This is a genomic window from Nocardia sp. JCM 38205 (assembly GCF_058222935.1).
Map to the genome: position 1 here is coordinate 1 of NZ_JBYHFL010000005.1, position 12883 is coordinate 12883.

Sequence of the window (12883 nt, forward strand, 5' to 3'; positions counted from 1 at the left end):
TCACCCACGTGTTACTCACCCGTTCGCCGCTCGTGTACCCCGAAGGGCCTTACCGCTCGACTTGCATGTGTTAAGCACGCCGCCAGCGTTCGTCCTGAGCCAGGATCAAACTCTCCGTTGAAGACTCACAATCACACCCACAAGGGGTGCAATCAGAAGAATTAACCAGAGTCCGAAAACCTTGGCAAAACAAAACACCAGCAAAAGATTTGCTGACTAAATGTCCGACCCCAACACACGGGGGTATGCGAGGCCGGAACCAATAAATTATTGGCACTGACATTCATCGACACACTATTGAGTTCTCAAAGAACAGGCGCACACACATCCACTCCAGGTTCTATCTGGGGCTTCTGTGAGGCAACTTTTCTATCCTAGCCAGTCCATGACTCGGAGTCAAACACCGGCTGGACCTGCTTCGTCAGGCGCTCCTCGTCCTACCTCGTTTCCCAGGCCCTGTGGGCTCCGGGTCGGTGTCCGTGTCGCTCTGACGTTGAATAAGTTACGCGGCGGAGAACACCACGTCAAATCGCCACGTCAGCGGGCGGTTCATGCAGGTCAGGGGCGTGCGAATGGGCCAGGAAACGGCCTGAATCACATGGATGTGACTCAGGCCACCAAGATCAATTTCCGGCCGCCCGCAGTACGCCGGCGAAGTTGCGCTTGCCGCGACGCAACACCAGCCACCGTTCGTGCAGGTAGTCCCCCGCTTCGGGGGTCCACTCGATATCGGTGACGCGCTCGTTGTTCACCGAGGCGCCGCCCTCGTTCACCGCGCGACGGGCCGCGCCGCGGCTTTCGCACAGTCCGGAGGCCACCAGCAGGTCGACGATCGTGTTCGGCTGGCCGGGGACGACCTCGGCGACGGTGCCGTCGACGGCGGCCTCGCGCAGCGCCGCCGCGAGGGTCGGTTCGTCGAGTTCGCGCAGGTCGGCACGACCGAACAGGGCCTGGCTGGCCAGCTGCACCGAGCGGGTGTGCTCGGGGCCGTGCACCAGGTCGGTCATCTCGGCGGCCAGCCGGCGCTGCGCTTCCCTGGCATGCGGACGTTCGACGGTGGCCTGTTCCAGTTCGGCCAGTTCCTCGCGGTCGAGGAAGGTGAACCAGCGCAGGTAGCGGATGACGTCGGCGTCGGCGGTGTTCACGAAGTACTGGTACCAGGCGTAGGGGCTGGTCATCTCCGGGTCGAGCCACAGGCTGCCGCCGCCGGTGGACTTGCCGAACTTCTTACCGTCGGCCGAGGTCACCAGCGGGACGGTGAGGGCGTGCACGTGCGCGCCGTCGACGCGGCGGTTGAGCTCGACGCCCGCGATGATGTTGCCCCACTGGTCCGAGCCGCCGACTTGCAGCACACAGCCATGGTTGCGGCGCAGCTGTAGGTAGTCGTTGGCCTGCAACAGCATGTAGCTGAACTCGGTGTAGGAGATGCCCTCGCCGTCGAGCCTGCGTTTGACGGTGTCGCGGGCGAGCATGACGTTGACCGAGAAGTGCTTGCCGATATCGCGCAGGAAGTTCACGGCCGAGAGCTGACCGGTCCAGTCCATGTTGTTGACGATCATCGCGCCGGTCGGCGAATCGTCGATGTCGACGAAACGTTCGAGCTGCGAGCGGATGCGCCCGGCCCATTCGGCGACGGTGTCGGCGGAGTTCATCGTGCGTTCGCCCACGTCACGCGGATCACCGATGAGCCCGGTGGCGCCGCCGGCCAGCACGATCGGCCGATGACCGGCCCGCTGGAAACGCTTCAACGCCAGCAGCGGCACCAGATGACCGGCGTGCAGGCTGGCCGCGGTGGGGTCGAACCCCGCGTACAGGCTCTGCGGGCCCTCGGCCAGCGCGGCGCGCAGGGCGTCGAGGTCGGTGGACTGCGCGATCAAGCCGCGCCAGGTCAGTTCGTCGATGATGTGGCCGCTCACGCCGTCTCATCTTTCCGTACGGCGGTCCAGCACCGATGCGCAGGTCCCGGGGCAAATCCGTGACCTGCGCGTCACTCGGCGAAGCGACCGGGACGGCGACGGCCACCTGGTACGACGCCCGAGGGCATCGCGACCAGATGGCCGTCGGACCGATCAGCGCCAACCCGACACATGATCGATCGCCGAAAGCACGACACGGCGATCGGTGGTTACCGATCGCCGGTCGTGCTCAGGGTCGGGTCATCGCGAGACTGCGGTGCGCAGGTCGGCGATGGTGGCGCGGCGCTCATAGGCGATCCAGGCGAAGATCGCGGCCAGCACCAGCGGGAAGATCGACATCTCGGGAGCGTCGGCGATGAAGGCCTGGGTGGCGGCGGCCAGCACGGTGAGCACGGACAGGCCCGCGGCGGCCAGGGCGCTCAGCTTCGGCACCATCAGCCCGATACCACCGGCGACCTCGACCACGCCGATGAAGATCAGCAGTCCGATCGGGATGGTCAGGTTCTCCGGGGCATTGTCCACCAGCGACTGCGGCATCACGAGCTTCGGGCCGCCGGAGGCGATGATGAAGAACAGGCCGAGCACGATCTGCAAGGTCCACAGGACGCGGTTGCGAATGGTGCCGGGGCGGTGGGCGGTGGCGGTGGTGGCGATGTTGGCGGTCATGTCGTTTTCCTTCTGGTCGTGCGCGCCGGGTTGGTAGCGCGTTCACCAGAGAAGACGGAGACCTCTCGCGGAATTCATCGCATCGGCCGAGAAATTTTTTTTCCGGCCCTCTCGCCGTGTGTTGTCCGAGGTCAGGCGCTGCGTTCCGCGCGGGGAGCGCGCGGACTGCGCCGATAGGCCGAGACCGCAGGGGAATCGGGTAGCCACAATCGCCACGGGCGGTCGGCGGCCAGGCTCACACCGACTCTCGGGCCGACGGCGATCGCGGCCGGATCCAGCACCGGGCCGAGCTCGAGCCGGATCGGCGATTCCGGGTCGAACAACCGGGTTCCGTAGTCGTCCAAGGTGATTCCGAGTGCGCTGCCGAGATTCCCTGGCCCACGCGCGAGGTCGTGCCCGTTGCGGGCGGCGGCGCGGCGGGTGCGGGCCACGTCCTCGCCGGCGACCACCTCACCGGAGCGGATCAGCACGGCGCTGGCCACACCGTCGGGGCCGCTGGTGACGTTGACGCAGGTGTGCATGCCGTAGCTGAGATAGACATACAGCACGCCCGGCGGGCCGAACATCACCGCACTGCGCGGGGTGCGGCCCCGCCCGGAGTGCGCTGCCGGATCGTGCCACGGCCCCGCCGGATCACCCCCGTACGCTTCGACCTCGACAATGCGCACGCCCACCGGGCCCGACCACAGCGTCGCGCCGAGCACTCGACGCGCGGCCGCCAGCGGTTCGACGGCAAGTTCCTCGGCACTCACCCCTTGGATTCTCCCAGCCGAGTGGAATCGGCTCGCGCACAGACCGATGTCGGGGTCGCGTCAGGGTGGAAACGGGGCCGCTGTCAGGGACGTTCCCGGATGTGCCGACCGGCGGGTAATCCCTAGCGTCAGATTATGTTTCGCAGGTCGCGGGCGGTGCGCCGTCTGATCATCACCGTCGTTTCGGCACTCTCGGTCGCGGCGCTCGCCATAGGAGGCGGCGTCACGCTCGTGTATCAGCGGGCCGATGTCTCGACGGTCGGCAGCGTGGACTTCACCGACGAGTTGCCGATCCCGCCGTTGGCCGATTCCCGGATCGCGGCCGACGGCGCCCGTGTGTTCGACCTGCAGATGCAGGCCGGTCGCACGGAGTTCCGGCCGGGGCGCTTCACCGAGACCTGGGGATTCAACGGCGACTACCTCGGCCCCACGTTGCGTGCGGCGCGCGGTGAGACAGTGCGGGTCCGGGTGCGCAATGCGCTGCCGGATGCGTCGACAGTGCACTGGCACGGTATGCATCTGCCCGCGGCGATGGACGGCGGCCCGCATCAGATGGTCGCGTCCGGCGCCGAATGGACGCCGCAGTGGACGATCGATCAACCAGCGGCGACCCTGTGGTACCACCCGCATCCGCACGGCGAAACAGAATCGCATGTGCGGCGCGGACTGGCAGGCATGTTCATCCTCGACGACCCGGCGGCCACCGCGACGCTGCCGCGCACCTATGGGGTGGACGACCTGCCGATCATCGTCCAGGACGTGAAATTCCGCGGCGACGAGTTCGACGGCAGCCACGCGATGTTCCGTGACGTGGGGTTTCTGGGAGATCAGACCATGGTCAACGGCTCGCTCACGCCGTACCGCGTGGTCGGCGACGAGCTGGTGCGGCTTCGCCTGCTCAATGCCTCCACCGCGCGCACCTACACTTTCGGTTTCTCCGACGATCGCCCATTCGCGCTCATCGGTACCGACGGCGGGCTGCTGGAACGGCCGGCCGAGCTGAACCGGATCCGGCTGTCGCCGGGTGAGCGGGCCGAGATCGTCGTCCGATTCGAGCCGGGCGCGTCCGCCGTCCTGCGCAGCTATCCGCTCGATGCCGGCCTGAGTTTCTGGACCCAGCGCTTCAGCGGCGGCGACGACACGTTCGACCTCATGGAATTCCGGGCTGCCGCCACCTTGCGGCCCTCACCCCCACTGCCGGCCACCCTCATGCCGCCCGGCCGAATCGACGTGGCGGGTGCAACCGAGCGTGCGTTCGACCTCAGTTTCGGTTCCATCAACGGACAGGCGATGGCGATGGACCGCGTCGATTTCGCGGTGACGCGCGGCAGCACCGAGATCTGGACGATCCGCAATATCGACGGGATGCCGCACAACTTCCACGTCCACGATGTGCAGTTCCGGGTGCTCGAACGCGACGGGGCGCCGCCGCCGGTGGACCTGTCGGGTCCCAAGGACACCGTGTTCCTGCCGCCGGGTGGTTCGGTGCGGCTGGCCTTGCGCTTCGACGGACCGGCCGACCCGGAGACGCCGTACATGTATCACTGCCATCTGCTCTGGCATGAGGACACCGGAATGATGGGCCAGTTCGTCGTCGTGGAGCCGGGTGGTGTGGCCGGCACGCCGCCGGTGCACGGGCATTGACCAGCGCCCATTGCGCTTGCGCGAGCAGCGGCGCAGAATTCATCACATAGTGAATTCAACACTCGATGAATTGAGGCGGCCATGTCGCAGATCCCGTCATCGCCTGCCGTCGAAGTAGACGGCCTCACCGTTCGCCGCGGCGGACGCGACGTGCTGCACAACGTGTCACTCACCATTCCGCGCGGGTCGATCACCGGGCTGCTCGGGCCGTCGGGATGCGGGAAGACCACGCTGATGCGCAGCATCGTCGGCACCCAGATCGTCGCCGCCGGTGACATCAAGGCGCTCGGCCTGCCCGCCGGATCGGCGGCGTTGCGCAAGCGCATCGGGTACGTCACCCAATCGCCGAGCATCTATTCCGATATCAGCGTGCGCGATAACGTCGCCTACTTCGCCGCGCTGTACGGCGCCGATCGCGGCGATATCGACGAAGCGCTCGGGGCGGTTGGCCTGCTGGACCACCAGTATCAACGCGGCGACGAACTGTCCGGTGGGCAACGCACCCGCGCTTCGCTGGCCTGCGCATTGGTGGCCGCGCCGGAACTGCTCGTGCTCGACGAACCGACCGTCGGGCTGGATCCGGTGTTGCGGGTCGACCTGTGGAAGCAGTTCCGTGAGCTGGCCGCGGGCGGCACCACCCTGCTGGTGTCCAGCCACGTCATGGACGAGGCCGAGCATTGCGATCGGCTGTTGCTCATGCGCGAGGGCAACCTGCTGGCCCAGCTCAGTCCGGACGAACTGCGGGCCGACACCGGCGAACAAAATCTCGAACAGGCCTTCCTGAGCCTGATCACGATGGGAAAGACAGCATGAGCACCGTCGTCGACCGCGTCCCGGCCCGCCGGAAGACGCTGCGCCCGTACCTGGCGACCACCACCCGCATTCTGCGGCAACTGCGCAACGACCACCGCACGGTGGCGATGATCCTCGTCGTACCCGCCCTGCTGATGACGTTGCTGTACTTCATCTACAAAGACACCCCGAAGGCGCCGAACCAAGCCACCACGCTGTTCGACCGGGTCGGCATCAGCATGCTCGGCATCCTGCCGTTCATCGTGATGTTCCTGATCACCGCGATCGCCATGCAGCGCGAACGCACCTCGGGCACGCTGGAGCGGCTGCTCACTACCCCGCTGTCGAAACTCGATCTACTCGGCGGTTACGGCACCGCGTTCTCCTCGGCGGCCGCGGCGCAAGCGGTGACGGCCTGCCTGGTGTCGTTCGGGTTGCTCGGACTCGACGCGGCGGGCAGCCCCGGCTGGGTGGTGCTGATCGCGGTGCTCGACGCGGTGCTCGGGGTCGCGCTCGGGCTGCTGGCCAGCGCGTTCGCTCGCACGGAATTCCAGGCGGTGCAGTTCATGCCGGTGGTGGTGGCGCCGCAGATCTTCCTGTGCGGGCTGCTGGTGCCGCGCGATCAGCTGCCGGGCTGGCTGGAGGCGATCAGCAATGTGATGCCGCTCAGCTATGCGGTCGACGCGTTGCAGCAGGTGTCGGTGCACCCCGAACCCACCGGCGCGATGTGGCGGGATCTGGCGATCGTGGCCGGATTCGCGGTGGTGGCATTGATTCTCGGGGCGGCGACACTGCGGCGGCGTACCCCGTGAGCGCGGCGACACCAGGAAGTGGTGCCGCGCGAACGCGCCGCGAGCGTCCCGCCGATACGCGCGGGACAGCCAACACGACGCGGACCGGACGCAGGCCGGGCCGATCCGGCGCGAAGCAGGCCATCCTCGAGGCGGCCCGCGCGCGCTTTGCCGACACCGGATTCGACAAGACCTCGATCCGGGCGATCGCCGCCGACGCCGGCGTCGATCCGGCGCTGGTCCATCACTATTTCGGCACCAAACAGCAATTGTTCGCCGCGGTGGTGCAGTTCCCGGTCGATCCCGAGATCATTCTGCGTGCCATGGACGACACGCCGCTGGATCAGCTCGGCGACACCCTGGTGCGGACCGCGGTGGGGATCTGGGATTCCCCGGCCGGGGCCGGCGTCATCGCGGTGGTGCGCAGCTTCCTCGGTGGCAGCGGGCCGGAGCTCACCCGCACCTTCCTCATGGAGGTCATCCTCGAGCGCATCCGTGCCCGGATCGCGACGCCCGACGACGACGGCAGGGTGCGGGCGAATCTCGCCGCGTCACAGATGGTCGGGATTCTGGTCGCACGCAAGATCGCGATGCTGGAACCGATAGCGACGATGCCGCTGCCCGAGTTGGTTGCCTTGGTGGGGCCGACGGTGCAGCGCTATCTCACCGGGGAGCTCGGCGCCGATCGTCCGGCCGTCGGCGCGCCCGGGATTCAGGATTCGGCGAACTGAGCGCTGAACTTCTCGTGCTCGGCGTCATCGACGTCGCGGGCCTCGTCGATGAGCAGCACCGGGATGCCGTTGTCGATCGGGTAGGCGCGGCGCAGGCGCGGGTTGTAGAGCACGCTCGCGCCCTCACCCGTGCGCACCAGATGCAGCGGACCCTTGTCCTGCGGGCAGGCGAGCAGGCTGAGCAGAGTCGGGTCGACGGTGGTTTCCTCCGGCATGAGGGCTAACCTACCCGCCGCCGGAACGAGATATGACGGTGGCCGAAGAAGCTCACCACCGCAACGAATCCCATCACCACCACCGCGGCCGGTTTCTCCGGGAATCCGAGCACCGTCACGGCCAGTTCGAGCAGCACAACGTTCATCAGCAGCCCACCGGAATTGACCGCGACGAAGGCGAGGAAATCGCGCAGCAGCCGCCCGCGCACCCGGAAGACCAGCGTCCGGTGCAGCACGAAGGCGACGACGACGCTGAGGCAATAGGCCGCGACAACGGCCACCGAGGGCGGCACCCCATCGCCGAGAATCGCCAGCCAGGCGACGGTGAGCACGATGCCGAGCAGCGTATTGAACGCGCCGACCACGGCGAAGGCCAGCTCCTGACGGCGGACCAGGCGCAGCAGCGGGCCCTGATCGGCCGGCACGATGCCGTCTGCCTCGGGCGTTCGACCGGTGTTCGCGGTGCCCGGCAAATGGTCCGGTGCCCGATCACTCGACGCGCCAGAGCCGGGCTCGACGGCACCCGCATCCCGGGCGCGTCCGTCGGCGGTGTCGGCGAGCAGTTGTCTCCTGGGCGCTGAGGGCTGCGGCGCGGCCGGCGCCGGCTCCGCGGTGCCGAACCCAGGTATCCCGCCGTTGTGCACCCGGCCCGGCTGATGCGGGTCCGGCCGGGTCGGGACGCCACTCACGGGCGGGCTTCCACGAGGTCGGGTCGGTCGGGTTCGGGTGCTTCTGGTTCTGCCGGAAGGCCCTCGGCCGGTTCTTCTTTGTCACGGCGGCGTCCACGCAGGTAGGCCCACTCCATGACGGCGAGCCCGAGCAGCCCGGCGACAATGGCCGCGCCGCCGATCTTCCAGCCCGGCGGACGCCAGCTCAGCACCAGTTCCGCGCCCTGGGTGCCCGGCGGGATCTGCACCGCGACGAACGTTTTCGCGACGACGCTGATCGGCACATCGCGGCCGTCGAGGCTCGCGCGATAGCCGGGCCAGCCGAGCCGCGCGAACACGACCTTGCCGCCGTCAGCGGAGTCGACCCGGACCCGGCTGGTCAGATCGGTTTCACCGAGCGAGGTGGCGGTGACGCCGTCGGTGTGGGCGATGCGGCCGTTGACGGTGGAGACGGGCCCGTTCTCGCGTTCGAGCACCCAGATGTAATCCTCGTGGCCCGGGTAGTCGACCCACTTCCAGCCGGTGGGCGCGGGCTGCGAGCGCGCGTCGGGGAACAGGGCGCGCTGCAACACGACTCGATCGATCTTCATCAGGTCGACGAAGGTGCGGCCGGTGTCGGGTTCGGTGGCGAAGGCGCGGCGGTAGGCATCCGGGCAGACGCTGGTGTCCCAGCGCATGCACAGCAGTTCACCGAAGTAGAAGTGCCCGTTCGGGGTGTAGCCGCCGACGTAGGTCAGTTCCAGATCCTTGGCGTAATTGCCGAAGACGAGCGAACCGTAGGCGCCGTCGAGGGTGTTCTGGCCGGGCTGGATCAGCCCGCGCTCACCCAGTTGCAGTGTGGTGCCAGCGAAGTCGGGGAAGGCCGCTTTCGCCTCGTCCCGGTCGGCCGGCAGGTTCCAGCTCATCGGTGTGGGCTGCGCGGCCCGCACCTGGAGATAGGCGATGGGCGCGACCGCGATGATGCTGAGCGCGCAGGCCAGGGCGGTGCCGCGGGTGCGGCCGAGCCAGACCACGGCAGCGCCGAGGATCACGACCCCGAGCGCCGAGACGATATGCCACACCGCCTCCGACGGCGCCGCCGCCAGCGAGCGCAGCAACAGCACGCCGATCAGCAGCCCGGCGCCGATCCCGCGTCGACGCCATCCCGCGGTGGTGCCGTAGCGGCCCAGCAGCACGCACACCAGCAGCAGCAGGCCGAGCGCCACCATCGGCAGCACCCGCGCCGGCCAGCGCAGCGGACCCATCGTGCCCGGACCCGCGGTCCACAGCAGCGCGGCCACGGTGACAACGCCGACGGCACTCAGTTCCCTTGCCGCACCGGCCGCGCGACGCCAATCGATGAACGCCAGCGCCGGAATCAGGAACCAGGCGATGTAAACCATCGGCAACGGCTGCACGAAACCCCACCACGAGGTGAACGCGGGCAGGGTGCTCGGCAGGCTGGCGTTCAGCGATTCCGACCACGGCACCGTCAGGAACGGGTCGTTCTTGATCTCGTCGGCGCCGCGCCAGGTGACGTCGGCGGTCAACAGGCTCGGCAGATAGGTCGCCAGACCGGCCAGCGCCGCACAGCCCGCGACCATCGCGAGCCGCAGCGACGGACCCCAGCGCCGCTGGTAGATCACCTCGCCGACGACCACCGCGGCGATCACCACCCCCGCCTCCACCGCCGGGAAGATGTACTGCACCGAGATCGCCAGGTACAAGAACACGAATACCGGGATCGGGCCGCCGCGCCCGCGCGCGTACCGCACCCCCGACGCCCAGGCGTGCACCAGCCACGCCGTGCCGGTGAACGCGGTCATCCAGCTGGCGGCATCGAAGAACAGGAGGAAACCGGTGAACGGAAACGACACGCCCGCCACCGCGGACCAAGCCGGGCCGGCGCCGTAGGCCAGGGCGACGCGGTACACGCCGAGACCGAGGATCACCGCGAAGATCAGCTTGACGATGGTGGCGTAGAGCCCGATATCGGGTACCGAGGGCGCGATCAGATCGATCAGCAGCTGCGGCGGATTGAGCAGCCCCGCTTCCTCGATGGTGTAGTTGCCGGCCAGCCAGTGTTCGGGCACCATCGCCGGGAAACGGCCTTCGCGCAGGTAGCGGCCGGTCATCACCCACAGCGGGGCGTATTGCGATTCGGTGTCGTCGGTGTAGAAATGCCGGACGTTGGCGGCGAGCACCGCCAGATACGCCACGACCACCCCGGCCGCGGTGATGATGCCCCACCTGAACACGTCCGACCGGGTACCGGCTCGACTTTCCACCACGAGTTCCAGACCATACATGCCCCGCATCGGCCGGTCGCGGACCCGATGACGCACCGGCGAATCGGGTCGGCGGCGCGGCCGCGACCCCGTGTTATTGTTCACGGCGGCTCGGGCTCACCCATCCGTGACGAGTACCGGCACGTGCACCGTCATCGAAAGTCGATCTCGCCAATGCCGATTCCTTCCCAGCCGGTTCCTTCGCAGCCGCCGGCGTCAGCTCCGGATACCGCCGCGTCGGCTCGGGAGTCGGATTCGGCCAATGGTTCCGCCGCCGTGCGTTCGGTGTCGGTCGTGGTCCCGGTGTACCGGGGCGAACACACCATCGCCGCGCTGGTGCGTGAACTCGACCGGTTGTCGCGGCCGACGCTCACTCCCGACGGCATCGCGTTCGTCGTCGACGACATCGTGCTGGTGCACGACCACGGTCCCGACCGCTCCGACGTGGTCCTCGAACAGTTGCGCCGCGAGTACCCGCAGGTGCGGGTGGTGTGGTTGAGCCGCAACTTCGGCCAGGACGCGGCGACCATCGCCGGCATGTCGGCCGCGCGCGGCGAATGGATCGTCACCATGGACGAGGACGGCCAGCACGATCCGGCCTGCATCGCCGCGTTCCTCGACGCCGCCCTGGCCGGCCGCGCCGACCTGGTCTACTCCAAGCCCACCAACACCCGCCCGCACGGCTTCCTGCGCAATCTCACCTCGCGTGGCGCGAAGATCGTGCTGGCGACGGTGTTCGCTTTCCCCGATTCGACCCGGTTCGAAAGCTTCCGGCTGATCCGCGGCGATATCGGCAGACAGCTCGCCGACGTCGCCGCCAACGGCGTCTACCTCGATGTCGCGCTGACCTGGGTGGTCGGCACCACGGTGACGGTGCCGGTGACGTTGCGCGCGGAAGGCCGCGAAGAATCCGGCTACAACTATCGGCGGCTGTTCTCGCTGTTCTGGAAGATGGTGCTGTGCACCGGCACCCGCGGACTGCGGTTGGTGAGCCTGCTCGGGATCACGCTCGCGCTGGCCGGCGGAATTCTCGCCGCCGTCATCATCTACACCGCCCTGACCAGCGACAACAATGATCCAGAAGGCTGGGCCTCGATCATCGTCGTGCTGCTGTTGTGCTCGGGTGCGGTGCTGTTCTCGCTCGGTTTGATCGCCGAATATCTCGGTGTCGCACTCCATATCCTGGTGGGCAAGCCGTTATATCTGACCGTCGCCTCCCCGCCGCCGCGCGGCGACGAGGTCACCGCCGACGCCCGCGAGGGGGCCGCATCGTGAACGCCGACCGCATCATCTTCAGCAGGCCCTACCGTGCCGGCGCCGAACTGGAGAATCTGCGCGCTGTCCTCGACTCCGACCACAGCCACGGCGACGGCCGGTTCACCAAGGCCGCCACCGCCAAGATCAAGGCCATCACCGGCAGCCCGCACGCACTGCTGACCACCTCGTGCACGCACGCGCTCGAATTGGCGGCGCTGCTGCTGGAACTGGGCCCCGACGACGAGGTGATCGTCCCCAGCTTCGCCTTCACCTCCGCCGCCACCTCCATCGCCTTGCGCGGGGCGACCTGTGTGTTCGTCGATATCGACCCGGAGACCGGCAATATCGATCCGGCGGCGGTCGCCGCGGCCGTCACCGCCCGCACCAAGGCGGTGCTGGTGATGCATTACGGCGGAGTCGCCGCGGAGATGGCGCCGCTGCTCGATATCGCCGCCCAGCACGGGCTCGAAATCATCGAAGACAACGCACACGGTCTCGGCGGCACCTGGCATGGCCGGGCGCTCGGCACCATCGGCACCCTCGGCACGCAGAGTTTCCACGACACCAAGAACGTGCACTGCGGCGAAGGCGGGGCGCTGCTGCTCTCGGACGAGATCCTCATGGGCCGCGCGGAAATCATCCGGGAGAAGGGCACCGACCGGGCCAGGTTCCTGCGCGGGCAGGTGGACAAATACTCCTGGCAGGACATCGGATCGAGTTATCTGCCCAGCGAACTCAACGCCGCCGTGCTGGATGCGCAGCTGGCCGAGTTCGATCGCATCCAGGCCGGGCGCCACCGCGTGTGGAATGCCTACGCGGCGGCACTGCCGGACTGGGCGCGCCGCAACGACGTCCGGTTGATGCGGGTACCCGGCGACCGCGAGCACACCGCGCACCTGTTCTACCTGCGGCTGCCCACCGAAGATGCCCGCGACGCGATGATCGGGCAGCTGGCCGAGCGCGGCATCGTCGCACCGTTCCACTACGTGCCGCTGGATTCCAGCCCCGCGGGCCTGAAGTACGGCCGCACGCCGGTGCCGTGCACGCGCAGCGCCGAATTCTCCGCCACCATCGTGCGTTTGCCGCTGTGGCCGATGCTCGCGGATTCCCAGATCGAGCGGGTGGTCGACGCGGTCACCGCCTTCACCGCCTTCACCGCCTGAACGCCCGGGACCGCCCCGCGG

At 68.0% G+C, this 12883-nt stretch carries 12 protein-coding genes and 1 rRNA gene; 6 read left to right on the forward strand and 7 right to left on the reverse strand.

The window, feature by feature from the left end:
• The 4 genes from AC4HOU_RS18835 to AC4HOU_RS18850 all read right to left on the reverse strand — a co-directional run.
• Nucleotides 1–121, reverse strand: a 16S ribosomal RNA gene (locus AC4HOU_RS18835); the annotation flags it as partial.
• A 502-nt stretch (nt 122–623) separates the two neighbouring features.
• A complete protein-coding gene (gene tyrS, locus AC4HOU_RS18840; RefSeq protein WP_490724855.1) occupies nt 624–1916 on the reverse strand; it encodes a tyrosine--tRNA ligase in 1293 nt (430 codons plus the stop codon).
• 240 nt (nt 1917–2156) lie between these two features.
• Nucleotides 2157–2582 (reverse strand): DoxX family protein, encoded by a 426-nt coding sequence (locus tag AC4HOU_RS18845; protein WP_490724856.1) that lies wholly within the window; start codon nt 2580–2582, stop codon nt 2157–2159.
• A 131-nt stretch (nt 2583–2713) separates the two neighbouring features.
• Nucleotides 2714–3334: a DNA-3-methyladenine glycosylase gene (locus tag AC4HOU_RS18850; RefSeq protein WP_280499642.1), complete on the reverse strand. Its 621-nt coding sequence runs from the start codon at nt 3332–3334 to the stop codon at nt 2714–2716.
• Between the two features lie 135 nt (nt 3335–3469).
• On the opposite strand from AC4HOU_RS18850, the gene AC4HOU_RS18855 reads away from it, so the two are divergent.
• The 4 genes from AC4HOU_RS18855 to AC4HOU_RS18870 all read left to right on the forward strand — a co-directional run bounded on the left by AC4HOU_RS18855 (nt 3470) and on the right by AC4HOU_RS18870 (nt 7292).
• Nucleotides 3470–4978 carry a multicopper oxidase family protein gene (locus AC4HOU_RS18855; RefSeq protein WP_490724857.1) on the forward strand — a complete coding sequence of 503 codons (1509 nt, stop codon included), beginning with the start codon at nt 3470–3472 and terminating at the stop codon, nt 4976–4978.
• Between the two features lie 81 nt (nt 4979–5059).
• Nucleotides 5060–5791, forward strand: a complete 732-nt coding sequence (locus AC4HOU_RS18860) for an ABC transporter ATP-binding protein (protein WP_163813812.1) — start codon at nt 5060–5062, stop codon at nt 5789–5791.
• Nucleotides 5788–6582 carry an ABC transporter permease gene (locus AC4HOU_RS18865; RefSeq protein ID WP_163813811.1) on the forward strand — a complete coding sequence of 265 codons (795 nt, stop codon included), beginning with the start codon at nt 5788–5790 and terminating at the stop codon, nt 6580–6582. Before AC4HOU_RS18860 ends, AC4HOU_RS18865 begins: the two co-directional genes overlap by 4 nt.
• A 122-nt stretch (nt 6583–6704) precedes the next feature.
• Nucleotides 6705–7292 carry a TetR/AcrR family transcriptional regulator gene (locus AC4HOU_RS18870; protein WP_324197454.1) on the forward strand — a complete coding sequence of 196 codons (588 nt, stop codon included), beginning with the start codon at nt 6705–6707 and terminating at the stop codon, nt 7290–7292.
• On the opposite strand, the gene AC4HOU_RS18875 is transcribed toward AC4HOU_RS18870, so the two are convergent.
• Genes AC4HOU_RS18875 through AC4HOU_RS18885 form a run of 3 tightly spaced genes read right to left on the reverse strand, consistent with a single transcriptional unit; the run spans nt 7274 to nt 10463 of the window.
• Entirely contained in the window at nt 7274–7507 is a 234-nt protein-coding gene (locus tag AC4HOU_RS18875) for a Trm112 family protein (protein WP_163813809.1), read from the reverse strand. The genes AC4HOU_RS18870 and AC4HOU_RS18875 overlap by 19 nt on opposite strands.
• Nucleotides 7508–7512: 5 nt before the next feature.
• Nucleotides 7513–8196, reverse strand: coding sequence for a GtrA family protein (locus tag AC4HOU_RS18880; RefSeq protein WP_280499645.1), 684 nt, complete (start codon nt 8194–8196; stop codon nt 7513–7515).
• Nucleotides 8193–10463 carry a hypothetical protein gene (locus AC4HOU_RS18885; RefSeq protein WP_228816008.1) on the reverse strand — a complete coding sequence of 757 codons (2271 nt, stop codon included), beginning with the start codon at nt 10461–10463 and terminating at the stop codon, nt 8193–8195. Before AC4HOU_RS18885 ends, AC4HOU_RS18880 begins: the two co-directional genes overlap by 4 nt.
• Before the next feature lie 255 nt (nt 10464–10718).
• Between AC4HOU_RS18885 and AC4HOU_RS18890 the strand changes: the two genes are divergently transcribed.
• Nucleotides 10719–11717, forward strand: coding sequence for a glycosyltransferase (locus AC4HOU_RS18890; RefSeq protein WP_490724858.1), 999 nt, complete (start codon nt 10719–10721; stop codon nt 11715–11717).
• Nucleotides 11714–12862 carry a dTDP-4-amino-4,6-dideoxygalactose transaminase gene (gene rffA, locus AC4HOU_RS18895; protein WP_490724859.1) on the forward strand — a complete coding sequence of 383 codons (1149 nt, stop codon included), beginning with the start codon at nt 11714–11716 and terminating at the stop codon, nt 12860–12862. The genes AC4HOU_RS18890 and rffA overlap by 4 nt, the downstream gene beginning before the upstream one ends.
• The last annotated feature ends 21 nt before the right edge of the window (nt 12863–12883 follow it).

What these genes read in the sequence shown, in the direction of transcription:
- AC4HOU_RS18865 (WP_163813811.1), top strand. Translation starts at nt 5,788, where the DNA reads ATGAGCACCGTCGTCGACCGCGTCCCGGCCCGCCGGAAGACGCTGCGC.
- AC4HOU_RS18875 (WP_163813809.1), bottom strand. Translation starts at nt 7,507, where the DNA reads ATGCCGGAGGAAACCACCGTCGACCCGACTCTGCTCAGCCTGCTCGCC.
- AC4HOU_RS18845 (WP_490724856.1), bottom strand. Translation starts at nt 2,582, where the DNA reads ATGACCGCCAACATCGCCACCACCGCCACCGCCCACCGCCCCGGCACC.
- AC4HOU_RS18860 (WP_163813812.1), top strand. Translation starts at nt 5,060, where the DNA reads ATGTCGCAGATCCCGTCATCGCCTGCCGTCGAAGTAGACGGCCTCACC.
- AC4HOU_RS18855 (WP_490724857.1), top strand. Translation starts at nt 3,470, where the DNA reads ATGTTTCGCAGGTCGCGGGCGGTGCGCCGTCTGATCATCACCGTCGTT.
- AC4HOU_RS18885 (WP_228816008.1), bottom strand. Translation starts at nt 10,463, where the DNA reads ATGTATGGTCTGGAACTCGTGGTGGAAAGTCGAGCCGGTACCCGGTCG.